Source organism: Collinsella tanakaei (assembly GCF_030373545.1).
In the GTDB taxonomy this organism is placed as follows: domain Bacteria; phylum Actinomycetota; class Coriobacteriia; order Coriobacteriales; family Coriobacteriaceae; genus Collinsella; species Collinsella tanakaei_C.
Genome location: NZ_JAUDCO010000003.1, coordinates 51219 through 77302 on the forward strand (window position 1 = coordinate 51219; position 26084 = coordinate 77302).

Below are 26084 nucleotides of genomic sequence, written 5' to 3' on the forward strand. Positions count from 1 at the left end.
TCGGGAGGTCGCATGAAGCTCTACGACATGCACTGCCACCTCGAGCTGATGTCCAATGCTGCCGAGGTCTCACGCGACGCCGCGCAGCTCGGCATCGGCCTGCTCGATGCGACCGTGACCCCTGCAGCGTTCGCTCAGGCCCGCAAGATCCACGCGGATGCGCCCGCCGTGCGCGTCGCTGCGGGGCTGCATCCGTGGTGGCTCGACGACGGACGCTGCGATCGCACCGACATCGAGATGCTCGTGGCCCAGATCACCTCGTGCCCCTACGTGGGCGAGGTCGGACTCGACTTCTCGCAGCGACACGCCGCCAGCGCTGACCTGCAGACAGAAGCCTTCGATGCCATCGTCCAGGCCTGCGCCTCCCATCCGCTGCCCGGACGGCTTTTGACCATACACGCCGTGCGCGCAACCGGCACCGTACTCGATGTGCTCGAGCGCCACGGCCTTGACCGGAGCGCCGCCTGCATCATTCATTGGTTCTCGGGCACGAGCGACGAGCTGACCCGCGCACGGCGGGTGGGCTGTCTGTTCTCGATCAACGGACGGATGCTTGCCACCAAACGCGGGCGCGAGTACGCGCGCGTCATCCCCGAGGATTCGCTTTTGCTCGAAACCGACGCGCCGCCGGGTGATGGGCCTTACTCTGCTTTAGCGATTAAAGACGAGCTAGAGGAAACCCTTTCTCACCTTGCCGAAATCCGCGGCGTCGACGCGTGCGAACTCGGTAAGCGTATCGTCGAGCGCAGCGCGGCGCTGCTCGCCATCGACTAGGCGGCGTTCGCAAATCCGTGCGCTTATCTCCCCTTCAAGCGGGTATTGAGTATATGAGCGGCAGCTTTGCCGCCCGTCCCGTAAGGCCGCGACGAGGAAAGGAGACCATGATGTTCGATCTGTACGATATCGGCACGCTTGCAGGGATGCTCGCCTCGCTTGCCGTCGTGTACCTTTTCCTTGAGGCGGCGTCGGTCGCGCTGCCCGCGCTCGCGGCACGCGCCTCGAGGTGGCTGAACACCGAGGACGATACTGTCGCGTGGGCGCACCGTCCCATCGATGCCTCGCCGTCAGGGGTCGCGCCGGCATCCGGCCGCAAGCTGCACGCCAGCTCCGCGCATCCGTTCATGAACAACCGCCCGATACGCCAAGCGGCGTAATCGCAGCACGATTCAAATCAGTCCAGGGAAAAGAGGAGGGCTTCGGCCCTTCTCTTTTGCGCCACGGGGACAAGGTCCCAAGGAGGCCCGTAGGACAAAGCAGGCTTCCGGCTCGTTATATTGTCGCAGGCAGACGTACGAAAATGGCACCCTTAGCCTGACCGTTGCCACCTGATCATCCGGTCAGGACATGCGCGCGGTCAGCGTCATAGTACCAGCTAGACCATGTTGAATCGACCTGAAAGCAGGTCGCGAGGTGACTCGGGCTGGCCGCCCAGGCCGGTCCAAGAATATGCTCGCATCCCCCTTGGGCTGGCCGCCTACGCCGGTCCAAGAATATGTCCGCATCCCCAGCCAACGCTCAATGTAAAAATATCCCTAGGGTAATTTTACATTCAGCAGGTCGGGGACCTGGTCGATGATGAGGTCGGCGCCCTCCTGCGAAAAGCCGAAGCGCTCCTCGCGCTTGGCGATGACCGTCAACCCCGCGGCGCGACCGGCAGCGATGCCGTAGACGGAGTCCTCGACGCAACAGCACACCTCGGCCGGCAGGCCCAGCACGTCAAGCGTATGCAGGTAAATCTCGGGGTCGGGCTTGCTTTGATGAAACTGCTCCCCCGACACGATCGGGTCGAACCTCCCGGTGAGCCCGCACGCGGCCAGCACGTCGCGGATGTTTGCCAGCGGCGAGGACGAAGCGAGCGCCACGCGGACGCCCATGTCATGAAGCGCCGCCACCGTCTCGCGCACGCCGGGGTTGAGCAGCTGGGCATACGGGCGCGGACGGCCGATCGCCCAGCGGTTGTAGATATCCTCCGCCTCGCCGCCGGTCAGCTCGCCGTAGCCGCCGCGCGCCGCCCACATCTGCAGGCTGCGCTGAAAGTCCTGGTGCGACATGCCGACCTGCCGCTTGCGCTCCTCGAGCGTGATGCCGAGCCCCAGCTCGTCGCTCATGACGGCAAGCTCATCGAAGTAGAACTTCTCGGTATCGACGATCACGCCATCCATATCGAAGATGACCGCCTTGAAGGGAAATGACATCGGAACGATCCTCTCGTTGCGCGCATACGTAGCAGGGCACATGTTCCGCCATGATACCGCACCGACACTGCCCTGTATGCCCCGAGGTCGCTTTGGATCAATTCTTGCCCTCGGGTTTGTCTCAGTTAGACGCTGCTATATGAAACAAACCCGGGGGCACAAATCCGGGACATGGCCAGAGGGCGGCTGCGGGCTCAATCGCCATAGAGCAGCTGCGAGTTCAATCGTCAACAAGCGTCTGCGGGCCCAATCGGCAACAAGCGGCTGCAGGCTCAATCACCAGAGGACGGCTGCGGCTCACCCTCCCCCGTCACGCAAAAGGCCCGTCCCCTCCAGCGGAAGAGACGGGCCCAGCAGGGGCTACAAAATCACCCCGTTTCTAGCGAACGCTACTTGCGGTGAGCGCGATAGAACTCGATGAGCGCCTTCGTGCTCGCGTCCTGGGCGGCGAGCGCCTCGTCGTCGTGGAACGCAGGCGTGATCTGCTTGGCAAGCTGCTTGCCGAGCTCGACGCCCCACTGGTCGAACGAATCGATGCCCCAGACCGTGCCCTCGACGAAGGTGATGTGCTCATAGAGCGCGATGAGCGCGCCGAGCGCATGCGGAGTGAGGTCGATGCCGAAGATCGAGGTGGTCGGACGGTTGCCGGTGAAGATGCGTGCGGTCACGAGCTCCTCGGGCGTGCCCTCGGCGCGAACCTCGTCGGCGGTCTTACCGAACGCGAGCGCCTTGGTCTGCGCGAGGAAGTTGCCCAAGAACAGCTCGTGGACGTCCTGGTCGCCGTCCTTATTGGGATTCGGGGTGTTGACAAAGGCGATGAGGTCGGAGGGGATCAGACGCGTGCCCTGATGGATGAGCTGGTAGAAGGCGTGCTGTCCGTTGGTGCCCGGCTCGCCCCAGAAGATCTCGCCGGAGGCCGTAGTGAGCGGCGAGCCGTCCCAGCGCACGCCCTTGCCGTTGGACTCCATGGTGAGCTGCTGCAGGTAGGCCGGGAAGCGGTGCATGTACTGGTTATACGGCAGCACCGTGTGGCTCTCGGCGCCGAAGAAGTTGACGTACCACACGTTGATGAGGCCCATCAGCGCGACGACGTTCTCCTCGAGCGGGGTGTTCTGGAAGTACATGTCCACATCATGGAAGCCCTTGAGGAAGCACTCGAAGCGCTCGGGGCCGAGCGCGATGATGAGCGACAGGCCCACGGCGGAGTCGACGGAGTAGCGGCCGCCGACCCAGTTCCAGAAGCCGAACGCGTTCTCGGGGTCGATGCCGAAGTCGGCGACGAGGTCGAGAGCGGTCGACACAGCGACGAAGTGCTTCTTCACGGCCTCGGCGCGGCTGGCCTCGGAGCCGTCGATGGCGCCGGCGGCCTCGAGGGCGTCGAGCAGCCAGGTACGGACCTCACGGCCGTTGGTGAGGGTCTCGAGCGTGGTGAACGTCTTGGACACGACGATGACGAGCGTGGTCTCGGGGTCGAGGCCGCGGACCTTCTCGGCCATGTCGTTGGGATCGATGTTGGAGATGTAGCGGCAGTCGATGCCCGCGTCAGCATAGGGCTTGAGGGCCTCGTACACCATGACCGGGCCGAGGTCGGAGCCGCCGATGCCGATGGAGATGACGTGCTCGATCTTCTTGCCCGTGACGCCCTTCCACTCGCCGGAGCGGACCTTCTCAGCAAAGGCGTACATGCGGTCGAGCATCTCGCGAACGTCAGCGACACAGTCCTGGTCGCCGTCGAACACGGTGCCCGCATCGGAGGCTGGACGGCGCAGCGCGGTGTGGAGCACGGCGCGGTCCTCGGAGGTGTTGATGTGCACACCGCTGTACATGGCGTCGCGGCGCTCCTCGATCTTCATCTCGCGCGCGAGCTCGACGAGCAGCTTCATGGTCTCGTCGGTGACGAGGTTCTTGGACAGGTCGATGTGGAACTCGCCCATGTCGTAGCTGAGCTTCTTCACGCGATCGGGGTCGGCGGCAAACCAGCCCTTGAGGTCCACGCCGGCGGCGGTCATCTCGTCGTAATGCTTCTGCAGCGCAGCCCAAGCGGCCGTGCTCGTCGCATCGATGGGAGCGGGAACGGTAGACATGTGTCCTCCTTGCCTTTCAGCACAGGCAGGATTGACCGCGATCCTTTTTTCTTCGCGGCGCCCGTGCCGAACAACCATAGTGACTTTATTTTAGCGCAGCGCGGGACACAGGGACGCGGAACGGGGCCATATTACCGACCCCTTTTCGAGTGGCATCGATGCATGCGACGGGTCCGGCCGCGCCATCGGCCCGCGTCCGCCCCACGCGCCATCGGGCCGCGCCCGTCCCATGCGCCATCGGCCCATACCCGCTCCGCAGGACGTCTCGAAAGCGCTTTCCTTACGCTCCCTGCGGAAAGATCAGCGCCGAAGCACGATGAATACTCGAGCCCTTCCGACGAAGCGCTCTCGACGGAGGCTTTCAAAATCGAGTATCGCTCCAGGGCGCGGTTTTTGAGAGCGCTTTTGTAAGCGGGGAAACACCCCTCTACAACGCCGCAGGATTCAACTGGGATTTTGTTTGGTGGTATAGCGCTTGTGGAGTGTTGTCCCCGAAAAACCGCGCCCTAGAAGGGCGGCCTCTGGACGGCTTCACGAACGAGGACAGAAATATGCACTTCTTCGGATATTTCATCAATATCATTCAGAAGCACGCAAGCGGCACTTTGCAGGACACGCACCGCCCGTAAGCACGTCGATCAAACTTCCCCCATCGCGTGAAACCGCACCTGCATCTACAGGTGCAGCCTGCCAGCGAGCTCGGGATAGCCCCGGTCGATGGCGCGATTGAACTGCCAAGCGTACAGGGCGATCCCTAACACCCATACCGCCGCCAGGCAAAGGACATCCAGCGCAAGCACGGCTGCCGCCGCAAAGACAAAGGCTGGCGTGAGGCCCGTGAGGGAGCCGGTCATGGCAACAAGCACCACCGAGATCACGAACACGAGGCAGGCGGCGATCAGAAACGCACGGATCCGCCGTCGCTGTCCCCGCTCCAAGGCCGCATGCAGCGCCGTCAGCTCATCGACGCTGTACCAGCGCCCCTCGAGCTGGCTGCGTTCCCGCTTGCTTAACCAGTTGATCGGCAGACGTGCCATATCCACTCCCATCGACCGGGCGCCTAGACCTCCAGACGCTCACTTGCCTCGAGCCAGGCGGTCTCGAGCTCGTCAAGTTCGACAGCCGCCTCGTCAATCGCCTGCTGCTGGGCGATAAGGCCCGCGTAATCCGTCGGATCGATGCTGCCCATGGCACCTTTCAGCTCCTCGAGCTTGGCGCGGCGGCTCTCGATCTTGCGCTCGAGCGACGACACCTCGCGGCGCAGGCGCTGCCGCTCGGCATTGGTCAGCCCATCGTCGCGCTTCGCGGCGGGCTCCTCGGCAGAAGGCCTCGGCGCATCGTCGCTCCTGCTCGCCGATGCCTGCTCCACCAGACGCAGGTACTCGTCGACCCCACCCGCCACATGGCGCAAGTGGCCGTCAATCAGTGCGTACTGATGGTCGGTCACGCGCTCCATGAGGTAGCGGTCATGGGTTACCAAGATCAACGTGCCCGGCCAGCTGTCGAGCAGGTCCTCCACGATAGCGAGCATGTCGGTGTCAAGGTCGTTGCCCGGCTCGTCCAGGATGAGCACGTTGGGCTCGTCCAAGATGGTGAGCAACAGCGACAGGCGACGACGCTGGCCGCCGGACAGGTCGCCGATGCGGCTCCAGAGCTGCTTGGTGGTAAATCCCAGGCGCTCGAGCAACTTCTCGGGGCTCGTCTCCTTGCCGTCCACCACGTAGACGCGCTTATAGCGCGACAGGACCTCGCGAATCGTCTCGTCCATATGGGGAGCCAGCTCATCCAGCTGCTGCGACAGCACGCCAAAGCGCACGGTCTGCCCGATCTTAACCCGACCGGCAGCCGGCGCCAGCTTCCCTTGAATCACCGAGAGCATGGTCGATTTGCCCGCACCGTTCTCGCCGAGCAGGCCGAAGCGGTCCCCCGCTCCGATCAGCCACGTCGCGTCGCGCACCACCGGCGTGAACGAGCCCGTCGATGCATCGCCGTAGCCAGCCGTGACATCGAGCACGTCGATCACCTGCTTGCCCAGGCGCGCAACCGCCAGCCGCTTGAGCTCCAGCTCGTTTCTCACCGGCGGCACGTCGGCGATGAGCGCTCGGGCCGCCTCGACGCGAAACTTGGGCTTGGTCGAGCGCGCCTGCGCTCCGCGCGACAGCCAGGCGAGCTCCTTGCGCGCCATGTTGCGCCGGCGGTCCTCGGCCACCTGCGCCAGGCGGTCGCGCTCAACGCGCTGCAGGATGTAGGCGGAGTAGCCGCCCTCAAACGGGTCGACGCGCCCGTCGTGCACCTCCCACATGGACGTGCAGACCTCGTCCAAGAACCAACGGTCGTGCGTGACCACGAGCAGCGCACCCGAGCCATCCGTCCAGCGCGCCTTCAGGTGAGCGGCGAGCCAGTTGATGGTGCGCATGTCCAGGTGGTTGGTGGGCTCGTCGAGCATGAGCACGTCATAGGTGCCGATGAGCAGGCGCGCGAGGTCCACGCGGCGCCGCTGGCCGCCCGACAGCTCGCCGACCTTGCCCTCCCAGGGAACGTCGGCGATCAGGCCGTCGAGCACCTGGCGCACGCGCGGGCTCGACGCCCACTCGTATTCGGGGGCATCGCCCACCACGGCCGCATGAACGGTCGCAGCGTCATCGAGGTCGTCCTTCTGCCCGAGCAGCCCCACGCGCACGTCGCGGCGGTGCGTCACCCGGCCCTCGTCGGGCACGAGCGCGCCGGCAAGCACCGACAGCAGTGTCGACTTGCCGTCACCGTTGCGGCCGACGATACCGATGCGGTCGCCCTCGTTCACGCCGAGCGTGACCGCATCGAAGACTCGCTTCGTCGCGAACTCGAGCTGTACCGAATCGCAGCCAAGAAGAATGGCCATCGCGCAACACCGCCTCAGGACCCGTCGTTTTCCGACATTCCATCCTAGCAGGTTACCCGGGCGGCATCGGCCTTATTTCGCGTTCTGCTCCGCACGCACGCGCTCGACCAGGCCGCGTGCGGCAGGTGCGGCGGCGAGCAGCAGCGCGAGCATGACGACCGCGCCGACGATGGATGCGACCCACATGGGGATAAACGACAGGAACGCGTCGAAGATCGCACCGGACAGGATGGTGCCGAGCGCATAGCCGAGCATCTCGAGGCTCGTGATCCAGCCGGTGATCTGCCCCATGTCCTTCGTACCATACAGGCGCACCGCGACGAGCGGCGGCGCGACCGTGCCCATGCACGTGCCGAAGCCGAAGAACGTGGCCGCCACGAGCGGGCCCACGGTCGTCGCGGGGAAGCACATGCCCGCACTGCCGATCAGGCAGGCAAGGCTGCCGATGATGATGCCCCAGCGCACGCCCACGCGGTCGTACAGCCCACCGGTGACGATCTTGGACACGAGCACCACGATCATGTTGTACGAGTAGAACATGCTGGCGAACTCGGCCGTGTGCCCGCCGGTTATGACCTGCTGGCCCTCCACGGTCACCGAGGTCAGGTTGGTGATGGAGTTGGGGATGGCCGCGCCGTTCAACACACCCATCACCATGAAGCCGGCGACGAGCATCCAAAACGAGGGATGGACGCGCACGCGCCTCCACCCGACCTCGACGTCCACAGCAGACGCATCCCCCGCGCGCGAGGAGGCCGCAGCGCTGTCGCCCGCGTCACCGGCGCCATAGGGCTCAAGGCCGATATCGGACGGACGGCTGCGAAATACCGCCACGGTGATGGGGAACGACACGATGAAGCAGACTGCGGCGAGCACGATGAAGGCGGTGCGCCACCCGTAGGCGCCGATCAAGCCGTTGACCACGGGCCCCAGAATCGCTCCGCCGAAGCCCGAACCCGACAGGGCGATCGCCACGGCAAGACCCTGCTTGGCGGTAAACCAGTTGGTCACGACGATGGAGATGAGCAAGCGCGTACCCGCGACGACGACCAGGCCGTCGATGGCGAACAGCACGAACAGCTGCCAGGCCTCGCCCACGCAGGCAAACCCGACCAGAGCTGCCGCCGTGATGGCGACCGACAGGCCGCCCAGGATGCGCCCGGGCACGCGGTCCACGACGTTGCCCACCACCAGCGCGCCCACGATGGACACGAGCGTGGACAGCGAGTTGGCGGTGTTGTACGTGCCGACGCTGATGCCGAGATCAGCCACGATATGCGGCTGGAACAGCGACATGCCGCTCACCATGATGGTGTAGCACGTCGCCATGATGAGGAAGCCCGCGAGCACGAGCCACCAGCCAAAGAACGGTTTGCCGCTGCGGGCGTCGCCCGTCTGCATCCGAGTCATGGTCGATTTCCTTTCTCAACGTAGCGAAGACGGCTGCGCAGCGCCGCCCTTCGGGTCATCGAGCCTCAGCGTGGGCGTCAAGCCACGTAAGCGCACAGACGACGTGCATCGCCGCGCCCATCCAAAAGACGCTCTCGTCGAGCACCATATGCGGGTTGTGGTGAGGAGCCGCGTCGGGCGAGCCGGCGCCGAGCTGAACGAACAGGCTCGGGACGGCCTCGGACACGTAGGCGAAGTCCTCGGTCACCGGCATGGGGACATCGCTCGACACGCACCCCTCCCCCGCGACGGCGCGCAGAGCGCCGGCCAGCTCGGCGGCAAGGTCGGGGTCGGTGCGGGTGCACGGGCAGCTGAACGTCGCGATCTCGCAGGTCGCGCGCCAGGCCCCCGCGTAGGACTCAAAGATCTGCGGCAAGCGCGCAAGCGCGTGCGCCCGGGCGTCCACATCGAAGCTACGCATGCCAAACTGCAGCTCGGCCGTATCGGGCAGCACGTTGGGAACCGTCCCGCCGTGCATGGTCCCGCACGACAGCGTGATGGAGGCGGACGGATCGATCTCGCGCGTCATGAAGAGGTTGGCCGCTTGGTATATCTGGTTTGCCACCATGAGCGGGTCGACGCATTGCTGCGGGGCGGACGTATGCCCACCGCGACCCTGGATACGCACGCCGAAGGTATCGAGCGAAGCGCTCGCCACACCCGGCGTGTAGGTAACGCGCCCCGCCGGCGCGTTGGCGATGACATGCAGGGCGAAGGCGACATCGACATGAGGGTCTTCCAGCAGGCCGTCGTCGATCATGGTCTTCGAGCCGTAGCCGAGCTCCTCGCCCGGCTGGAACATGAGCTTCACGGTACCGGGCAGCTCGTCCTCGTGACGCTTCAGGATGCGCGCCGCCGCCAGCAGCATGGCCGCGTGCGCATCGTGGCCGCACATGTGGCTGCAGGGGCGCGTCGAGCAAAATGGCAGGTCGTTGTCCTCGACGATGGGCAGGGCGTCCATGTCCGCACGCAGCAGGATGCACGGGCCGCCGTGCCCGACCGCGGCGACCACACCGGTCGACTCGGTGATGTCGTGGTAGCCCAGGCGCTCGTAGCTCTCGGTGGTCTGCGGGGAGACGACGCCGCAGGGGCGCCATGCAATTCCGAGCTCGTCCAAGCGCGCGGTCACGAACGCGCGGGTCTCGGGCAGGCTCATGCCAACCTCGGGAATCTGATGGAGCGCGCGGCGGTCTGCCACGATCTCGTCCTGCAGGGCCCGTGCCTCATCGATCAGCTGTGAGCAGGCGACGGGCATCTCGCGTCGGTCCATGGTCTTCGCACCTTTCCGTACGGCTATTGCGCCTCGCCGCCCGCGGCGATATGGGACGCTCGCTTGTCACGGGCGGAGGCGCGATGCATAGCCGATACTAGCACTCCTCCCCTGCCACACCTTGACGTCTATGCATAGACTATCGGTGAGATGACCGTATTTTCGCGTAACGGTCCCGCTTTTTTAATAGTGCATGAATACCGTTGCCCTCCGCCCGAGCCCTGTCGCCCCGCGCAAAATGACTGAAATCGACCCGTCCCCGAATCAGGGCCCTCGCGCCGTCGGCAGATGGCTATGCTTGTGCTAACACGCCGCGACGAAGGAGCCTTCATGGACACCAGCAAGCCAATTCGCTTCGAACACGCCCTGATCGCCACCCAGGACCCGGATAGCCCGCACGCCGACACGATGGTTGTCGACGGCGAGCGCATCGCCTGGGTCGGATGGGCAGCCGATCTGCCAGCCGCCTACGTCGGCGCGGCATGTGAGACGGTGGACCTCGGCGGGGCGCGCGTCATCCCCGGCTTCGTGGACGCGCACATGCACGCCGTGATGCTTGCCGACTACAGCCGTCAGATCTCGGCTCTGCCGCCCAAGATCAACTCCATCGCCGAACTTATCGAGGCCATCCGCGAACAGCGCGCCCACCAGGACGCCGACACCTGGATCCACGGCTGGGGCTACGACGAGGCACTGCTCGCCGAAGGCCGCTCGCCCAACCGCTACGACCTGGATGCCGCGAGCGATGGCGCCCCGGTGTGCATGATGCGCACCTGCGGCCATATCCGCTGCGTGAACAGCCGCGCGCTCGAGATCGCGGGCATCACGCGCGACACCCCCGACCCCGAGGGCGGTCAGATCGAGCGCGACGAGCACGGCGAGCCCACCGGCGTTCTAAAGGAGACCGCGCGCGACCTTGTCACCCCCTTCATCCCCCGCGCAAGCGAGGGGGAAACCGTAGCGAGCCTCGTCGAGCTGGGGCACCTGCTCGCCTCGCAGGGCATCGTCGCGGCAACCGACATGTGCACGCTCGACGGCACCGACGCCCAGCCCCTGCTCGCCCGTGCGGTGGAGGCGGGCCTTGCGCAGGACATCGCCACCTACGTGCTGTGGGACTACGTGAAAGACGACCCCGCCTACACCATCGCGCCCGCCGAGCAGGACCGCTCCCGTCAGCTGTTCTGCGCCGGCATCAAGCTGCTCACCGACGGCAGCGTCTCGGGCAAGACCGCATGGTTCGACCGCCCCTATCTGGGCTGCGACGCCGCGAATGCCGACGCCTGCGGCTTTCCCACCTGCACCGCCGAGGAGCTCGATGGCGCCATCGCGTTTTGCGAGAAGAACCGCTGCCAGCTGTCGATGCACGCCATGGGCACCCGCGCGATCGACCGGGCGGTCGAGCACCTCTGCGGACATGCGCCCTGGGTTGACGGCGCCTACCCCCACGTGCGCATCGAGCACGTCACCGCACCTTCCGCGGCCGCGATCGAGGCGTTTGTCCGCGACGGCATCGGCATCGTGACCCAGCCGATCTTTGCCTACGCCGAGATCGGAACCTACCTTGCCAACCTGGGGCCCGAGCGCACCCGCTCATGCTACCCGTTCCGCACGATGCTTGATGCGGGTGTGGCGCTCTGCATCTCGACCGATGCGCCGGCGACCTCGTGGGCGGTCCCTTCCGACCCCTTCCCCAACATCAAGTCCGCCGTCACCCGCCATGCCTACAACGGCTTTGACTTCGGCGCAGACGAGCGCCTGACCATCGACGAGGCGATCACCCTCTACACGCGCGAGGCCGCCAAGATGGTGGGCTTCGAGGGGCTCGGCATGCTCCGCGCGGGCTACAAGGCGAGTTTCGCCGTGCTTGATCGCGACATCTACGCCGTACCCGCCGACGAGATCGACGGCGTCGGCGTGGCAGCGACCTACATCCGCGGCAAGAAGGTTTACGAGCGCTGACGTGGGCCCTCGCTGACGAGCCGCAGCGTTCCGCGCGGGACGCTGCGGACTGGCGGATTCTCCTCATTCCGTTTACGGTTCGGGTTTTGGGCACATGGTTTGAGCCGACCTTCGGTTCGGCTCGTTTGGGTTGAACGGAACACGTCCCCACCCAACCCATTTTGGGTTGGGTGGAACACGTCCCCAACCAACCCGATACATAGACAGCGGCGGCCCGCATATCGTCGGGCCGCCGCCGCTGCATGGGAATCCGCGCCGGTCGGTTCGGGGTGCACAGGAACCGTCACGACGGGTTATACGGGAGCGTTTGCTTACGAGAACATACCGGTAAGGTAGTCGTTCAGGCGCTTGTCGTTGGGGCGCTGGAAGATCTGGTCGGTCTCGCCGTACTCCACCATGTCGCCCATGTAGAAGAAGGCCGTGCGGTTGGAGACGCGCGAGGCCTGCTCCATGTTGTGGGTGACGATGACGATGGCGCGGTCCTTCACGATGGAGTTCATGAGGTCCTCGATGGCCAGCGTCGAGATGGGGTCAAGCGCCGAACACGGCTCGTCAAACAGGATGACGTCCGGGTTCATGGCAAGCGTGCGCGCGATGCACAGGCGCTGCTGCTGGCCGCCGGACAGGGCGAAGGCGCTCTGGTCGAGCTTGTCTTTGACCTCGTCCCACAGGGCAGCGCCGCGCAGGCTCTCCTCCACCATCTGCTCGAGCGTGGCCTTGTCCTTGATGCCGTGGCGCTTGGGCGCGAACGTGATGTTCTCGCGGATGGACTTGTGGAAGGGGTTGGGCTGCTGGAAGACCATGCCGATGGAGCGGCGCAGCTCGTAGAGGTTCTCCTTGGTCGTGTTGATGTTGCGACCCTGGTAGAGGATCTCGCCCTCCACGCGGCAGCCGCGGATCTCGCGGTTCATGAGGTTCAGGCTGCGCAGGTAGGTGGACTTGCCGCAGCCCGAAGGCCCGATGAGCGCGGTGATCTCGCCCTTATGGAACGCGAGGCTCGTGTCGTGCAGCGCGTGGTGGTCGCCGTAGTACACGTTGACGTCGCGGGTCTCGAGCACGACCTCGTCGGAGATGGCGACACCGGTGGTGCGCTTGGAGATCTCGCTCGAACCGACGTTTTTGAGGAACTGATCGGTCTCGTTCGTCATTCGGCAGTCATCCTCCTTGCGAGCGCCTTGCCGGCGATGCGCGACAGCACATTGAACAGCAACACGCAGATCATCAGAAGCGCGGCGGTACCCCAGACGATGTGCTGGGCCTCGGGGCTGCCCTCGCCGTAGATCTTGTAGATGTGCACGGCGAGCGACTCACCGGGACGGAAGATATTCCAGGCGCATGTCGGGCTCGCAAAGTTGAGCGAGAAGAAGTTCAGGCGCGCCGGCGACGACATGCCGGAGGTGAACAGCAGGGCCGCTGCCTCGCCGAATACGCGGCCGGCAGACAGGACCACGCCGGTCACGATGGCGGGCATGGCCGCCGGGATGAGGACGTGCAGGGTGGTCTCCCAGCGCGTCAGGCCCATGGCCAGGCACGCGTCGCGCTGGCTTGCCGGAACGTCCTCGAGCGCCTGCTGGATCACGCGGGTGAGGATGGGGATGTTGAACATCGTGAGCGCAATGGCGCCCGAGATGAGCGAGTAGCCCCAGCCGAAGTTCACCGAGAACATGAGGAAGCCGAACATGCCGACCACGATGGAAGGCAGGCTGGACAGGGTCTCGATGGCCGTCGAGGCGATCTTGGTGATCGGGCCCTCCGGCGCGTACTCGACGAGGAACACCGCGCCGCCCAAAGAGATGGGCAACGAGATGATGAGCGTCAAGATCAGCAGGTAGAAGGAGTCGAACAGCTGATAGGCGATGCCGCCCTCGGTGCCGTTGGAGCGTGACGCCTCGGTGAGGAAGCCCGGCTGCAGCAGCTGGCCGATGCCCTGGGCCAGGATGTAGAGGACCATCGAGATGACGATGACCATGACGAGGCCCACGATGGCGGTAAGGATGCCGGTGGCGATCCGGTCGTTGCGCATGGAGCGCTTGATGCGGGCGTTTTGCGCCTCGGCGGAGATGCTAGCCACGGGACTTCGCCCCCTTCGCGCCGATGAGATGGATGATCAGGATGAAAATGAGCGACATGCCCATGAGCAGCAGGCCGAGCGACCACAGCACGTCGTTTTGGACCGAACCGGTGGCGTAGACGGCCATGGAGGTCGTGAGCGTCGTGGTGATGGTCGACGCGGAGTCGAGCAGGCCCTCGGGCATAGCCTCGACGCCGCCGATAACCATGCGGACGGCGAGCGTCTCGCCGAAGGCGCGCGTCATACCCAAGATGACCGCGGTCATGAGCGAGGGCGTGGCGCTCTTGAGGACGACGTGCCAGATGGTCTGCCAGCGCGTGTAGCCCAAGGCGAGCGAGCCGTTGCGGTAGCCGTCGGGCACGGCGCGCAGCGCGTCGATGGACAGCGTGGTGATCGTGGGCAGAATCATGAGCGCAAGCACGATCGAGCCGGGCAGGATGCCCAGGCCCAGGTCGACGTTGAAGATCACGCGCATGGCGCCGACAATCACGTGGAAGCCGATGAGGCCGAAGACGACCGACGGAATGCCCACGAGCAGCTCGATGAGCGGCTGGAAGTACTTCTGGCCAAACTTGGGCTGGATCTCGACGGTAAAGATGGCCGCACCGATGGCGATGGGCACCGCGATGATCGTCGAGATCACCGTCACGGCAAACGACGTCACGATCAGCGGCAGCGCACCGGTGAACGGCAGGCCGGTCGCCTCATTGGTGTTGGCGAGGTTCCACGTCGTGCCCGTGAAGAACTCTACAATGTTTACGCCGTCCTTGTAGAAGGTGGACAAGCCGCGCTGCGCGACCATGAAGATGAGCGCCACAACGACAAGTGTCACGAGCGCGACGCAGGCGCCCGTGACACTCAAGCCTACCTTCTCAAGGCTGCGCTTCGGCATCTGCTTTGCCATAACGCACCTTTCGAAAACGTTCTACGTACAGGGCGTGGTCCGAGGTGTTCGGACCGCTACTCCTTGGGGGTGACGTTGCCCTCGGCGTCCTTGACGACGGTCATCGAGGACACGGGGATGAAGCCCTGCTCCTCCACGAGGGAGCCCTGAACGGCGTCGGAGAGCATGTACTCGAGGAAGGCCGTGGTGGCCTCGTCGGCGTCGTTCTTGCAGTACATGTGCTCGGTCGCCCAGATGGGGAAGTCGTTGGTGGCGACGTTCTCGCTCGTCGGCTCGACGCCGTTGACCTTGATGGCCTTGAACTTGGTGTCGTCGAAGTGCGAGAAGTCGAGGTAGGAGATCGCGTTGTCGGTGGAGCCGATCTGGGTCACGACGTCGCCGGACTTGTCGAGCTCAGCCTCGCCCTTGAAGGTGGACTCGGGCTGGCCAGCGCCGAAGACGGCGGCCTCGAAGGTGGCGCGGGTGCCGGAGCCGGACTTGCGGTTCATGACGTAGATGGCCGCATCCTCGCCGCCGACCTCGGACCAGTTGGTGATCTCGCCGGAGAAGATGCCCTTGAGCTGCTCGAGGGTCAGGTCCTCGACGGTGACGTTCATGGAGACGACCGGACCCATGCCCACGACGGCGACCTCGTGGTCGACGAGGTCGGCGCACTGCTCGGCCTCGAGCTTGGTCTCAGCGAAGACGTCGGAGTTGCCGATGGTGACGGTGCCGTCGGCGACAGCGGTCAGGCCCGTGCCCGAACCGTTGCCGGAGCCGGTGATGGAGACGTCGGTGTTCTCGCTCATGAACTGCTCGGCGGCAGCCTCGACGAGGGCCTGGAAGGAAGAGGCGCCATCGTAGGTGACGGTGCCGACGAGCGAGGAGCCCTCAGCGGCAGCGGAGCCGGCGGTCGTGGTGCCGCCACCGCCGCAACCAGCGAGACCGAGGCCCGCAACGGCAGCGAGGCCACCGGCGAGACCGAGGAACTGACGACGAGAGCAAGCGTAGTCGAACATGGTTCTCCTTTCGCGAATGCGAGGATTCGCAACAAGCTGTGCGGGCGGCCATGCATACCCGTCCGCGTTTCCGCTACGTACTCTATCGCGCGCAATCTGCGGCCTTTTGCTCGTTCGCGTCTTATTACGATGCTCTGACCAAGCATTACCGGCTGATTTCTACCGCCTTACAGCCTCCTTACAATTGCTCGGCTTCCTCGTCTCTCGCCTAACATGAACGACTTCGCTCACCTGGGATCGCATGGGCTCATGCCGGGGATGCGGGCCGGGGATGCGGGCCGGGGATGCGGGGATGTAATTTCACCCTAGGGATTTTGTTGCATTGGGCTGGGCAAACCCAGCCCAATGCAACAAAATCCCTAGGGTGAAATTACATCCCGGCATCCCAAGCAAGTCGCCCATCCCCACATCCCCCGAGCGAGTCGTACGTCCCCGCCCCTAGAGTAAGTCGCATAAGCAAAAGGGGCGTGCCGCTTCACGTGTGGCACGCCCCCCCGATGATGATGGCTCAAATGGGTCGCCTGCTACAGGTCGACATCCATCAAACGCACGATGGACAGGATGTAGATCTTCAGTGCCTCCTTGAGCAGCGCCTCGTTTGCGCACTCGTTGGGTCCGTGCATGGGACCGCCCCACGCCGGGAGCTCAAGGCCGTTGTCCTCCGGTCCGAACGAGACGGCGCGCGCGAAGTTGCGCGCATACGTGCCGCCGCCCATCGAGATCGGATAGGCGGGCTTGCCGGTGACCTCGTGGTAGGTGGACAGCAGCGTCTGCACAGCAGGATGGTCGGCCGAAATCGAGAACGGCACCTTGTCGTGGTCGACGGTCAGCTGCGCGCCGAAGCGCTCCGCAACCTCGCGGCAGGTGCGCTCGAGCACCTCGGCCGACGTGCTGTCGGGGAAGCGGACATCGATCGTCTGGCGGATACGGCCGTCCGCGACCTCGACGGTGCCGCCGTTGAGCGTCAGCGGGCCAAACGCCGGGCTCTCGCTCGCGATGCCCAGCCCCTCCCCCGCCGTGTCGGCATGAATGATCGCCATGAGGTCGAGAAACGGCTTCTCCGACACAGCCGCCAGGTCGGCCTCGCGCAGGTAGCCCAAAATGAGGGCGATAGCGTTGATGGTGCCCTCCGGCAGCGAGGCATGTCCGCCGATGCCGTGTGCGACGATGCGGGTCTTCCCAGGAGCTGCGGCTTCGAGCGTCAGCCTCTCGGCGTTGGCGACCGGCGCCGGGCAGTCGGCGATGTCCACGGCGATCTCGCAGATGGACTCGGCGGGAATAGCGTTGGTCGCCTCGGCTCCGCTCCAGGACAGGATGCGGCCGCCCTCGATCGGCGCGCTCGTGAAGGTCGCGCCGAACTGGCCCTTCTCGGCGTTGCCCAGCGGGAACTCGGCATCGGGCGTAAACAGGAAGGCGGGGTCATCGTGGCCGTCCAGATAATGGTGGACATCGGTCATGCCCACCTCCTCGTCGCAGCCGATCAGCGCGCGGAACGTGTAGCGCAGTTGAGCGCCCAGGCGCTTGAGGAAGGCGCCCGCGTACAGGGCGAGCACAGCCGGGCCCTTGTCGTCGATGACGCCGCGGCCGAGCAGCCAGCCCTCGCGACGGGTGCAGGCGAAGGGATCGGTGTTCCAACCGGGACCCGCCGGGACGACGTCCACATGGGCGATCGTGGCGATCTGCGTCTCGGAAGCGCCGGGGATGTCGGCGATGCCCACATAGCCCTCGTCATCGCTCACCTCATACCCGAGCTTCGCCGCGATGCCGAGCGCGCAGTCGAGTGCTTCGCGCACGGGCGCACCGAACGGCGAGCCGGGCGTACCCGTCGACGAGTCGGCGACCGAGGGGTGGCCCACCAGCTCGGCGATGTCGGCGACGACGTCCTCCCAGACCTCGTCGACATAGGCGTCGACCTGGGTTTCGAGTGTCTTGTCCATAGCTACTCCTTTACCTGGATTCGAGGGCATATCAATCTACACGAGCCGCACGCCGAATACCGTCGCGAGCTCCGCGACGCCGTGGCAGATCACGTCGGCGCCCGCCCGTTCATGCTCGCCGGGCTTCGCGGTCCCGGTGTACACCGCGACGCACGGGATCCCGCACGCATGGGCGCCCAGCGTATCGTGCTTGCGATCGCCCACCATGACGGCCTCGTCACATGACGCGCCGAGCTGATCCAGGGCCGCCCGGATGCAGTCGGCCTTCGTATCGCGACCCGGCTCCAACCTGCCCACCATAGCCTCGAAGGGCGGCAGATCGAGCGATGTGATCATGCGGATGGCCATGGACTCGAGGCGCGAGGTCGCGACGGCGATGCGCGTGCCGCGCGCCACAAGGCCGCGCAGCAGCTCGGGTATCCCCGGCAACGGCGGATAGTCCTCGGGGCGGACCTCGGCGTCAAACAGCGCGCGGTACTCGTTGGTGATGGCGATGGCCTCGTCGAGCTCAACCCCGATCAGATCCATGAAGCCGTCGTAGAGCGGCGGACCGATCAGGCTGGTCAGATCGAGCGCATCGACGTCGTAGCCGCGGCGCTCGAGCACGGCACGCGCCGTGCGCAGGATTGCCGGGCTCGTATCGGCGAGCGTTCCGTCGAAATCGAACAGGACGACCGGGCGCTCGGCGATATGCAACGCGTCGGCTTGGGCCGCTTCGGTCATCGATGTCCCCTTTCCGTCAAACAGACATGCCCGTACATCATACGCCATCGGTGCACCCGAAACGAGGAGCGCTTGTCGAAGGAGGCCACGGATCTGCACGGTGGTACGGGAGAAGTCGGCGCAGCGGTCGCTCGGCGGTACACACCCGTAGCACCTCAGGGACGACGGCGTCCATGAGGACAGCTCTGTGCACGGTGAATACCGCAACAGGACACAGCCTGGCCCCTCTCCGTCCCCGACGGGTAAGAAAAAAGGGCTCCCGACCATGCGGGAGCCCTCATGCGACAGGTTATCGCGCAGACGCTACTCGGCGTCCTCGTCCTTCTTCTCGGACGGCAGCGGGGCGACCTCGATCTCGACGCCGAGGGTCTCGGCGGCGGACTTCATCGACAGGCTGATGCGACGACGGTCGAGGTCGATCTCCATGACCTTGACCTGGACCTTGGCACCCACGTGGGTGACCTGGGAAGGCTGGTCCACGTGCTTGTTGGCCATCTCGGAGATGTGCACGAGGCCCTCGATGCCCTCACCGAGGTCGACAAAGGCGCCGAACGGCACGAGCTTGGTGACGGTGCCCTCGACGATAGCGCCCACGGGGTACTTCTTGACGAGCGCGCGCCAAGGATCCTCGGTGGTCTGCTTGAGACCGAGGGAGATGCGCTCGCGGTTGAGGTCGACATCCAGAACCTCGACCTCGACCTCCTGGCCGACCTTGACGACCTCGGAGGGGTGGTTGACGTGGTTCCAGGAGAGCTCGGAGATGTGGATCAGGCCGTCGATGCCGCCCAGGTCCACGAAGGCGCCGAAGTCCACGATGGAGGAAACGGTGCCCTTGAGACGCATGCCGCTCTTGAGCTTGGAGAGGATCTCGGTGCGCTCGGCCTTGCGGGACTCCTCGAGCACCACGCGGCGGGACAGCACGACGTTGTTGCGGTTGCGGTCCATCTCGATGACGCGGGCCTCGATGGAGGTGTGCAGGTAGGAGCTGAGGTCCTTGACGCGACGGAGGTCGACCAGGGACGCGGGCAGGAAGCCGCGCAGGCCGATGTCGAGGATCAGGCCGCCCTTGACGACCTCGATGACCTCGCCCTCGACGTTCTCGCCGGAGTTGAACTTCTCCTCGATGCGGTTCCAGGCGCGCTCGTACTCAGCACGCTTCTTGGAGAGCACCAGACGGCCGTCCTTGTCCTCCTTCTGAAGGACCAGGGCCTCGATGGGATCGCCCAGGTTGACGATGTCTGCAGGGTTGGCATCCTTGCGGATGGAGAGCTCGCGAACGGGAATGACGCCCTCGGACTTGAATCCGATGTCCACGAGGACCTCGTCGTGCTCGATCTTGACGACAGTGCCGTTGACCAGATCGCCCTCGTCGAAATCGGTGATGGTGCCGTCGATGAGGTTGTTCATCTCCTCCTCGTTGACATCGTCGAGGGAGAAAATGGACGAGTTCTGAATCTCACTCAAAGGTGGACCCCTTTCGAACTACGGGGCCCCGATTGCTAGGACCTGCAGATTGCGCGTCTGGACTGGCGCCCATGTCGCGCGCACCGTTTGGAACTTCTCGGGAGCCGACAGATACGGATGTGAAGCATTTGCATTCACGTTCGTCTAAACTACATGGAATCGCCTTGCATTTCAAGCCGCAACACTGATTTTTACGTAAGCGGTACGAAAAGAATCCGCATTTTTACCTTGTCCGCAGCTTGCCTGCGGCGGTGGCGCCCACCATGACGGTTTCGTAAGCCACGCGGCAGGCATATCGCCAGAATCGTGGGTATAAGCTCAAGACGTGAACGCACAGGGCGCACCGCACGCGCGGGCGCGCGCCGCCGATGGAGGTGAAAGGAGGCATCATGCTCAAAGCGGTCGTCTTCGACATGGACTCGACGCTGCTCGACATCAACCTGGGCGCGTTCGTGGCCGTGCTCGCCAAGGACGAATCCAAGCTGCTGGCCGATATCGGCCGCAAGAACCCGCTGTCCATGTTTGCCGCCTACACCGCGGCGGTATATGAGCTCAACCGCGCCGAACGCGACAACACGTGCACCAACCGCGAGCTGTTCTGCTCGACGATCGAGCGGCGCGGCGGCGTGGTGCTGGCCGACCCGATCATCGCCGAGGCCCTCGCCTTCTTCGAGCGCGAGGTCCTCCCCCACCGCAACGACGGCATCATCGCGGCCCATCCCATGGAAGGCGGCCTCGAGGCGCTGTCGTGCGTGCTCGACCGCGGCCTGCGCGTGGCGCTGCTCACCAACCCCTGCTTCACCCGCGAATGCATCGAGTGCCGCATGGGATGGGCGAACATTCACGATATGCCGTTCGAGCTTGTCACCACCATGGAGAACACGCGGCGCAGCAAGCCGAACCCCGACTACTACCGCGACGCGCTCGACGAGATGGGCCTTGCCCCCGAGGAGGTCCTCATGGTGGGCAACGACCCGCGGCGCGACTTCCCCGATCCCGACATCGGCCTGCAGACCGCCTTCGTGGGGCGCGGCACGCCGGTGCGCGCCACCTGGTGCGGCCCCATGGCAGATTTCGCGGCGAGCTTCGACGAGATCGAGGAGCGCTTCTACGAGCGGCAGGAAAAGCCCCTGGTCGAACTCGTGCAGAACGTCGCCCACGCACGATAGGGCCGCCCCCCCTGACGCGCGCGACGCCGCGCTGCCTATCCTCATGCACATGACGAAGGCGGATGCCGCCCTCAGGGCTGCACCCGCCTTCATGCATCGAGGCCCGTCCCGGCCCCCTATGTCCGCGCCGCGCCGTCTAGCGCAGCGTGGTCTTGCCGATCATGATGTTCAAGATCTCCTCGTCGGTGGGCTTCATGCCCACGCGGCCGACGTAACCGATGCTCGCGATGGTCTCCTCGACCGTGCGCTGGACCAGGCCCTCGCCCGCACGGAATCCGCGCCCGGCCATGGCCATGTCGCAGCCCATGATGGCGGCGTCCACGGCGGCCGAGATCTTGGCGGCGCAGCTCGGCTTGGCGCCATCGCACACGATGCCGCCCACGTTGCCCAGGGTGTTGACGATCGTCGCGCCGATCTGCTCCGGCGTGCCGCCGCGCATCCAGCAGATGGCCGCACCCGCGCCGCAGGCTGCGCACACGACGCCGCAGAACGCGGAGAGGGCCCCGATATAGCCCTTGACGTGCGCGGCGACCAGGTCGGAGAGGGCCACGGCGCGCAGCAGGCGCTCGTGGTCGACACCCAGCTGCTCGGCGTACTCCATCACGGGCAGGCAGGCGGTGATGCCCTGGTTGCCCGATCCGCACACGATGACGACCGGCAGGGCACATCCGCTCATGCGCGCGTCGGAGCCGGCGGCGGCGCGGGCGCGGGCGCGGCAGGCCGCGTCGTGCTCGCGCGTCTCCATGAGCGTGCGACCCACCTCGGCGCCCCAGGCGTTGTTCAGGCCCTCGCGCGAGATGGTGTCGTTATAGGAGATCTGGCGCTCGAGGACCTCGCGGGCGGCGTCGATGTCGCCGCTCTCGGCGAAGCCGATGATCGCGTCGATCTTGAGCTGCTCGTAGGCGGGATTGTTCTCATGCTCCATCAGGGCGGGGTCCTGGTCGCGCGAACCGTCGAGCGTGGTGTCGTCGAGCGCGCGGTACACCACGTTGGTATGGTGCTCGGCGATGACGACCTCGGCCACGTGCTCCGCGGCGTGCGCGCGCACCTTGATATAGAGGTTGGGGACGTCCTCCACGAGCGAGACGTCGCAGTACGCCGGGTCGGACAGCAGCTCGCGCGTACGGGCGATGTGCTCGGGCGTCACGGACTCGAGCACCTCCAGGGCGCTGTTCGCGTCGCCGCCCACCGCGCCGAGGGTCGCCGCGGCCTCGATGCCGTGCATGCCATCGGAGTTGGGCACCGTCACGCTCTTGACGTTCTTGACGATGTTGCCCGAGCAGCCCACCTCGAGGCGATCGGGCTCAGCCCCCAGCGTTTTGCTCGCGAGCGCGGCGGCGTAGGCGACCGAAATGGGCTCGGTGCAGCCGAGCGCGCAGACGAGCTCCTCGTTGAGGACCTCGCACAGGGCGCGGTCGCGGACCTCGGCGCAAAACGGAGCGGCGGGCGTATGGGGCATGAGGGCCTCCTTGGACGGCACATGTATTCATTACCGCTTCCATTGTATTCATTTTTGCCCGCCGAGAAAGCAGCTGCCGCCCGCGCCCAGCAAGCGGCGCGGGCGGCAGCGCCGCCGGATACCACCGAGGCCGTTCGGCCTTCGCTACAGCACCGAGCGCGTGCCGGCGCCCATCTCGACCACCGGCGACAGCGCGGCCACGGCCGCCTCGTCGGCGGCGATACCAGCCTTGACCTTCTCCATCTGCGCGGCGACGGCCACGGGCGCCGTTCCGCCCTGCGTCGTGCGCGCCGCCACGATGGCGTCCAGGTCGAACGCGCCCACGACGTCGTCGCCGAACAGCTCGCTGGCAGCCTTGAACGTGTCGACCGGCAGCTCCGAGATATCGCAGCCCGCGCGCTCGGCCTCGAGCACGAGATGGCCCACCACGGCGTGCGCCTCGCGGAACGGCATGCCGCGTTTGGCAAGGTAATCGGCCACGTCGGTCGCCGCCAGATGTCCGCGGTGCATGACGGCGCGCATGCGGTCGGCGTTCACCGTCCAGGTGCCCACCATCCCGCACATCACGGACAGGCACTGCTCGAGGGTGCGCGCGGCGTCGAGCGCGCTCTCCTTGTCCTCCTGCAGGTCCTTGTTGTAGGCCAGCGGCAGGCCCTTCACGGTCACGAGCAGCTGCACCAGGTCGCCCACCACGCGCCCGCTCTTGCCGCGAATGAGCTCGGCGAAGTCGGGGTTCTTCTTCTGCGGCATGATCGACGAGCCGGTCGAGTAGGCGTCCGACAGGGTGATGAAGCCGAACTCCTGGCTGCTCCACAGCACGATCTCCTCGGACAGGCGCGACAGGTGCACCGCCATGACCGAGCAGGCATACTCCAAGTCGAGCAGGAAGTCGCGATCGGACACTGCGTCGAGCGAGTTCTCGATCACGCGCGAGAAGCCCAGCGCATCGGCCGTCATCTGGCGATCGAGCGGATAGGTGGTGCCGGCAAGAGCGGCTGCGCCCAGCGGCGAGGCGTCGGCGGCGTCGAAGGCCGCGCGCAGGCGCGTGAAGTCGCGCGCGAGCATCCATGCATAGGCGAGCAGGTGGTGCGCAAACAGCACGGGCTGGGCGTGCTGCAGATGCGTCATACCGGGCAGGATGGTGTCGCCCGCCGCAGCCGCCGCCTCGACGAGCGTGTGGCGCAGCGCGAGGTTGCCCTCCATGAGCGAGGCGGAAAGCGCCTTGGCGGCCAGGCGCGTATCGGTCGCCACCTGGTCGTTGCGCGAGCGCCCGGTGTGCAGGCGCCCGCCCGCCGCGCCGATGCGACGGGTCAGCTCGGACTCGATCGCCATGTGGATGTCCTCGTCGTTGATATCGAAGGTGAAGGCACCGGCGTCGATATCGGCCTGGATCGCATCGAGCCCGTCATGGATGGCCCGGGCATCCTCGGCGGAGATGATGCCCTGCGCGGCGAGCATCGCCGCGTGCGCCTTCGACCCGGCGATGTCCTGGCGGTACAGATGCCGGTCGACCGGCAGCGACGCGCCGAACTCCTGCGTGAGCTCCGAGACCGACTCCTCGAAGCGACCTCCCCACAGCGCCATCTAGCAGACCCCCTCACCCGCGTGCAGCGAGATGCACGTCATGGCGCCGCCGCTGTGCAGCAGCTCGCGCATGGTGCCGGGATTCACCGGCGCGGCGCCGTCGTCAACAAATGCGGCCACCTTCGCGCGGGGGCCGCCGCCCTGCGTCCAACCCTTCAGGGTCGACGGCGTGGCGTGAATCGTATCGTAGTCGAAGGCGGGCGCGAGCGCCGCGATGAAAGCGAACATGAGGACTCCAATCGAGCTGTCGGGGATGGACACGCGGGCACGGCGGCCCGATATGGACCGTCCCCGGCGAGTCGCCGCCGGGGACGGTATCGCGGCGGGCACGAACCGCCGCGCATGGCAGGATGGCGCGCTCGAAGGGACTGCTCCGAATATGCGCCGGGAGAAAGCTTAGGCGAGATTCGCCGCGGCCTCGGACGTGGGGCCCTGCATCTTGGCCCACGTCTTGAGCGACAGCGTCTCGATCTGGATGAAGCCCACGGCGGCCTTCTCGTCAAAGGTGGTGTCGCGGTCGTAGGTCGCCAGGCCGAAGTCGTACAGCGAGCAGGGGCTCTTGCGGCCCATGACGGTGCAGTGGCCCTTGAAGAACTTGACGCGCACGGTGCCGGTCACGAACTTCTGCGTCTCGGCCATGAAGGCGTCGAGCGCGCGCTTGAGCGGGCTGAACCACTGGCCGTTGTACACGCAGGTGGCCCAGGTCTGCTCGAGGTAGAGCTTCTGGTGCAGCACGTCGCGCTCAAGGGTGAGGTCTTCGAGCGCCTTGTGGGCGTTGATGAGGGTGAGGGCGGCGGGCACCTCGTAGCACTCGCGGGACTTGAGGCCCACCATGCGGTTCTCCATGAGGTCGAGGCGGCCGTAGCCGTTGTCGCCGGCGATCTGGTTGAGCTTGGCGACGAGCGCCGCGAGCGGCATCTGCTCGCCGTTGAGCGCCACGGGCTTGCCGCCCTCGAAGTCGATGTCGACGTAGGTGGGGGTATCGGGCGTCTCCTCGGGGTCCTTCGTCATGACCCACACGTCATGCGGCGGCTCGTTCCAGGGGTCCTCCAGCACGCCGCACTCGATGGCGCGGCCCCACAGGTTGTCGTCGATGGAGTACGGGTTGTCGTTGGCGCCCTCGGGCACCGGCACGCCGTGCTCGCGGGCGTAGGCGACCTCGTCGGGGCGGCACTTGAGGTCCCACTCGCGCACCGGGGCGATGACCTCGAGCGACGGGTCGAGGGTGAGGATCGAGGCCTCGAAGCGCACCTGGTCGTTGCCCTTGCCGGTGCAGCCGTGCGCGACGTACTTGGCGCCGTACTGGTGCGCGATGTCCACCAGCTTGGAGGCGAGCAGCGGGCGGGACAGGGCCGAGAGCAGCGGATACTTGTTCTCGTACATGGAGTTGGCGGCGATGGCCTTCGTGAGGTACTCGTCGGCGTACTCGTCTTTGAGCTCGAGCACGTGGCAGTCGATGACGCCCAGGTCGAGGGCCTTCTGCTTCTTGTACTCGAGGCCGTGGATCTCCTGGCCCACGTTGCCCAGCACGCAGATGACGTCGAGGTTCTTCTCCTCCTGCAGCCATTTGATGCACACGGACGTGTCGAGACCACCGGAGTATGCGAGTACGACCTTTTCCTTGCTCATGGGAGTTCCTTTCGATATATGAGCGGATGGAACCGGATGAGCCCGCCTTGGCAGTGCTTGCGCTGCGCACACGCTTGATCGAGTTGTGTTGAGAGAAGCGACCTCGCGGACGGGGCAAAGCTATGCGCATATGCGCGACCCCGTGGGGAGGAAAAACCCGACGCACCTATTGACGAACCCTGCTGGGGGCGTCTACCCCCATGCGAACAGAGACGACCAGGTTATCGTCGTCGGGAAATCGCACGCTGGCGTCGGATGGCAACCGTGGCGGCATTCTGGCCGGGCATGATGGCGCTTGCGGCCATGCCCTC

At 65.7% G+C, this 26084-nt stretch carries 21 protein-coding genes; 4 read left to right on the top strand and 17 right to left on the bottom strand.

Annotated features, from left to right (window positions below; translation table 11 throughout):
- Positions 1 to 12 precede the first annotated feature (12 nt).
- Together QUW00_RS03065 and QUW00_RS03070 are read left to right on the top strand one after the other, a co-directional pair.
- A complete protein-coding gene (locus tag QUW00_RS03065) occupies positions 13 to 774 on the top strand; it encodes a TatD family hydrolase (protein ID WP_289612930.1) in 762 nt (253 codons plus the stop codon).
- A 107-nt stretch (positions 775 to 881) separates the two neighbouring features.
- The gene (locus QUW00_RS03070) at positions 882 to 1154 is read left to right on the top strand and encodes a hypothetical protein (protein WP_289612931.1); all 273 of its coding nucleotides are present in this window, start codon (positions 882 to 884) and stop codon (positions 1152 to 1154) included.
- A gap of 378 nt (positions 1155 to 1532) precedes the next feature.
- Here QUW00_RS03070 and QUW00_RS03075 read toward each other — a convergent pair whose 3' ends face one another.
- The 6 genes from QUW00_RS03075 to QUW00_RS03100 form a co-directional block, all read right to left on the bottom strand.
- Positions 1533 to 2195 (bottom strand): HAD family hydrolase, encoded by a 663-nt coding sequence (locus QUW00_RS03075; protein ID WP_289612932.1) that lies wholly within the window; start codon positions 2193 to 2195, stop codon positions 1533 to 1535.
- Between the two features lie 389 nt (positions 2196 to 2584).
- Positions 2585 to 4279: a glucose-6-phosphate isomerase gene (pgi, locus tag QUW00_RS03080; RefSeq protein ID WP_289612933.1), complete on the bottom strand. Its 1695-nt coding sequence runs from the start codon at positions 4277 to 4279 to the stop codon at positions 2585 to 2587.
- Between the two features lie 674 nt (positions 4280 to 4953).
- Positions 4954 to 5316, bottom strand: coding sequence for a hypothetical protein (locus tag QUW00_RS03085; protein WP_289612934.1), 363 nt, complete (start codon positions 5314 to 5316; stop codon positions 4954 to 4956).
- A gap of 23 nt (positions 5317 to 5339) precedes the next feature.
- On the bottom strand, positions 5340 to 7157 hold the full coding sequence (locus QUW00_RS03090; RefSeq protein WP_289612935.1) for an ABC-F family ATP-binding cassette domain-containing protein: 1818 nt from the start codon (positions 7155 to 7157) through the stop codon (positions 5340 to 5342).
- Between the two features lie 72 nt (positions 7158 to 7229).
- Positions 7230 to 8567 (bottom strand): MFS transporter, encoded by a 1338-nt coding sequence (locus QUW00_RS03095; RefSeq protein ID WP_289612936.1) that lies wholly within the window; start codon positions 8565 to 8567, stop codon positions 7230 to 7232.
- 55 nt (positions 8568 to 8622) lie between these two features.
- Entirely contained in the window at positions 8623 to 9876 is a 1254-nt protein-coding gene (locus QUW00_RS03100) for a M20 metallopeptidase family protein (protein WP_289612937.1), read from the bottom strand.
- 330 nt (positions 9877 to 10206) lie between these two features.
- Here QUW00_RS03100 and QUW00_RS03105 point away from each other — a divergent pair, with 330 nt between their 5' ends.
- Complete coding sequence (locus QUW00_RS03105) at positions 10207 to 11835, top strand: amidohydrolase (protein WP_289612938.1); 1629 nt, start codon at positions 10207 to 10209, stop codon at positions 11833 to 11835.
- A gap of 311 nt (positions 11836 to 12146) precedes the next feature.
- Here QUW00_RS03105 and pstB read toward each other — a convergent pair whose 3' ends face one another.
- The 7 genes from pstB to rpsA all read right to left on the bottom strand — a co-directional run bounded on the left by pstB (position 12147) and on the right by rpsA (position 19932).
- Complete coding sequence (gene pstB / locus QUW00_RS03110; RefSeq protein WP_289612939.1) at positions 12147 to 12983, bottom strand: phosphate ABC transporter ATP-binding protein PstB; 837 nt, start codon at positions 12981 to 12983, stop codon at positions 12147 to 12149.
- On the bottom strand, positions 12980 to 13906 hold the full coding sequence (pstA, locus tag QUW00_RS03115; RefSeq protein WP_289612940.1) for a phosphate ABC transporter permease PstA: 927 nt from the start codon (positions 13904 to 13906) through the stop codon (positions 12980 to 12982). Before pstA ends, pstB begins: the two co-directional genes overlap by 4 nt.
- Positions 13899 to 14810 (bottom strand): phosphate ABC transporter permease subunit PstC, encoded by a 912-nt coding sequence (pstC, locus tag QUW00_RS03120; RefSeq protein WP_289612941.1) that lies wholly within the window; start codon positions 14808 to 14810, stop codon positions 13899 to 13901. The genes pstA and pstC overlap by 8 nt, the downstream gene beginning before the upstream one ends.
- Positions 14811 to 14866: 56 nt before the next feature.
- Positions 14867 to 15808 (bottom strand): phosphate ABC transporter substrate-binding protein, encoded by a 942-nt coding sequence (locus tag QUW00_RS03125; RefSeq protein WP_289612942.1) that lies wholly within the window; start codon positions 15806 to 15808, stop codon positions 14867 to 14869.
- 524 nt (positions 15809 to 16332) lie between these two features.
- Complete coding sequence (locus tag QUW00_RS03130; protein WP_289612943.1) at positions 16333 to 17745, bottom strand: Sapep family Mn(2+)-dependent dipeptidase; 1413 nt, start codon at positions 17743 to 17745, stop codon at positions 16333 to 16335.
- 36 nt (positions 17746 to 17781) lie between these two features.
- Entirely contained in the window at positions 17782 to 18468 is a 687-nt protein-coding gene (locus QUW00_RS03135; RefSeq protein WP_289612944.1) for an HAD hydrolase-like protein, read from the bottom strand.
- Between the two features lie 303 nt (positions 18469 to 18771).
- The gene (gene rpsA / locus QUW00_RS03140; protein WP_289612945.1) at positions 18772 to 19932 is read right to left on the bottom strand and encodes a 30S ribosomal protein S1; all 1161 of its coding nucleotides are present in this window, start codon (positions 19930 to 19932) and stop codon (positions 18772 to 18774) included.
- Positions 19933 to 20321: 389 nt separating this feature from the next.
- Between rpsA and QUW00_RS03145 the strand changes: the two genes are divergently transcribed.
- Positions 20322 to 21101 (top strand): HAD family hydrolase, encoded by a 780-nt coding sequence (locus QUW00_RS03145; protein WP_289612946.1) that lies wholly within the window; start codon positions 20322 to 20324, stop codon positions 21099 to 21101.
- Between the two features lie 136 nt (positions 21102 to 21237).
- Here the strand turns inward: QUW00_RS03145 and QUW00_RS03150 are convergent, their stop codons facing one another.
- The 4 genes from QUW00_RS03150 to QUW00_RS03165 form a co-directional block, all read right to left on the bottom strand.
- Positions 21238 to 22560, bottom strand: coding sequence for a serine dehydratase subunit alpha family protein (locus QUW00_RS03150; RefSeq protein WP_289612947.1), 1323 nt, complete (start codon positions 22558 to 22560; stop codon positions 21238 to 21240).
- A gap of 144 nt (positions 22561 to 22704) precedes the next feature.
- On the bottom strand, positions 22705 to 24144 hold the full coding sequence (argH, locus tag QUW00_RS03155; protein ID WP_289612948.1) for an argininosuccinate lyase: 1440 nt from the start codon (positions 24142 to 24144) through the stop codon (positions 22705 to 22707).
- Complete coding sequence (locus QUW00_RS03160) at positions 24145 to 24372, bottom strand: hypothetical protein (protein ID WP_289612949.1); 228 nt, start codon at positions 24370 to 24372, stop codon at positions 24145 to 24147. It lies immediately after the preceding gene.
- A 168-nt stretch (positions 24373 to 24540) separates the two neighbouring features.
- Positions 24541 to 25773: an argininosuccinate synthase gene (locus tag QUW00_RS03165; protein ID WP_289612950.1), complete on the bottom strand. Its 1233-nt coding sequence runs from the start codon at positions 25771 to 25773 to the stop codon at positions 24541 to 24543.
- Positions 25774 to 26084: the final 311 nt, after the last annotated feature.

Excerpts from the sequence above, each read along its gene's own strand:
- QUW00_RS03125 (WP_289612942.1), bottom strand. The coding sequence starts at position 15,808 with ATGTTCGACTACGCTTGCTCTCGTCGTCAGTTCCTCGGTCTCGCCGGT.
- pstC (WP_289612941.1), bottom strand. The coding sequence starts at position 14,810 with ATGGCAAAGCAGATGCCGAAGCGCAGCCTTGAGAAGGTAGGCTTGAGT.
- QUW00_RS03105 (WP_289612938.1), top strand. The coding sequence starts at position 10,207 with ATGGACACCAGCAAGCCAATTCGCTTCGAACACGCCCTGATCGCCACC.
- QUW00_RS03085 (WP_289612934.1), bottom strand. The coding sequence starts at position 5,316 with ATGGCACGTCTGCCGATCAACTGGTTAAGCAAGCGGGAACGCAGCCAG.
- QUW00_RS03065 (WP_289612930.1), top strand. The coding sequence starts at position 13 with ATGAAGCTCTACGACATGCACTGCCACCTCGAGCTGATGTCCAATGCT.
- argH (WP_289612948.1), bottom strand. The coding sequence starts at position 24,144 with ATGGCGCTGTGGGGAGGTCGCTTCGAGGAGTCGGTCTCGGAGCTCACG.
- pstB (WP_289612939.1), bottom strand. The coding sequence starts at position 12,983 with ATGACGAACGAGACCGATCAGTTCCTCAAAAACGTCGGTTCGAGCGAG.
- QUW00_RS03130 (WP_289612943.1), bottom strand. The coding sequence starts at position 17,745 with ATGGACAAGACACTCGAAACCCAGGTCGACGCCTATGTCGACGAGGTC.
- QUW00_RS03075 (WP_289612932.1), bottom strand. The coding sequence starts at position 2,195 with ATGTCATTTCCCTTCAAGGCGGTCATCTTCGATATGGATGGCGTGATC.
- QUW00_RS03145 (WP_289612946.1), top strand. The coding sequence starts at position 20,322 with ATGCTCAAAGCGGTCGTCTTCGACATGGACTCGACGCTGCTCGACATC.
- QUW00_RS03160 (WP_289612949.1), bottom strand. The coding sequence starts at position 24,372 with ATGTTCGCTTTCATCGCGGCGCTCGCGCCCGCCTTCGACTACGATACG.
- QUW00_RS03135 (WP_289612944.1), bottom strand. The coding sequence starts at position 18,468 with ATGACCGAAGCGGCCCAAGCCGACGCGTTGCATATCGCCGAGCGCCCG.
- QUW00_RS03095 (WP_289612936.1), bottom strand. The coding sequence starts at position 8,567 with ATGACTCGGATGCAGACGGGCGACGCCCGCAGCGGCAAACCGTTCTTT.
- QUW00_RS03165 (WP_289612950.1), bottom strand. The coding sequence starts at position 25,773 with ATGAGCAAGGAAAAGGTCGTACTCGCATACTCCGGTGGTCTCGACACG.
- pgi (WP_289612933.1), bottom strand. The coding sequence starts at position 4,279 with ATGTCTACCGTTCCCGCTCCCATCGATGCGACGAGCACGGCCGCTTGG.
- QUW00_RS03100 (WP_289612937.1), bottom strand. The coding sequence starts at position 9,876 with ATGGACCGACGCGAGATGCCCGTCGCCTGCTCACAGCTGATCGATGAG.
- QUW00_RS03090 (WP_289612935.1), bottom strand. The coding sequence starts at position 7,157 with ATGGCCATTCTTCTTGGCTGCGATTCGGTACAGCTCGAGTTCGCGACG.
- QUW00_RS03150 (WP_289612947.1), bottom strand. The coding sequence starts at position 22,560 with ATGCCCCATACGCCCGCCGCTCCGTTTTGCGCCGAGGTCCGCGACCGC.
- QUW00_RS03070 (WP_289612931.1), top strand. The coding sequence starts at position 882 with ATGATGTTCGATCTGTACGATATCGGCACGCTTGCAGGGATGCTCGCC.